The organism is Streptomyces sp. NRRL F-2664 (genome assembly GCF_000719345.1).
Classification (GTDB): domain Bacteria; phylum Actinomycetota; class Actinomycetes; order Streptomycetales; family Streptomycetaceae; genus Streptomyces.
Map to the genome: position 1 here is coordinate 1 of NZ_JOFX01000501.1, position 290 is coordinate 290.

Consider the following 290-nt stretch of genomic DNA (forward strand, 5'->3'; position numbering starts at 1 on the left):
AAACCACCGAGACCACCAACCCCGACGGCACCCGCACCACCGTCCTCTTCCACTACACCCCCGACGGCGCCATCGCCAACGACACCCACACAAGCGCGGACACAAGCGGACCGCCGCGCACCGGCAGCTACCTCACCGGAGCAGGGGGCCGCGAAGCACGCACCCTCACCGGCACCCCCGGCGCAGCCCGCTACCTGCACGCCGACCGCCGCGGCAACACCATCCTGGAAACCGGACCGTCAGCCCAGGCGCTCACCGCCCGCGCCTACACCGACTACGGCCGGGAAACC

At 71.7% G+C, this 290-nt stretch carries 1 protein-coding gene; it reads left to right on the top strand.

Features of this window, described 5'->3' with window-relative positions:
• Positions 1-290, top strand: a 290-nt coding sequence (locus IF89_RS40080) for a hypothetical protein (protein WP_043195121.1), incomplete at both ends; no start/stop codon positions are given.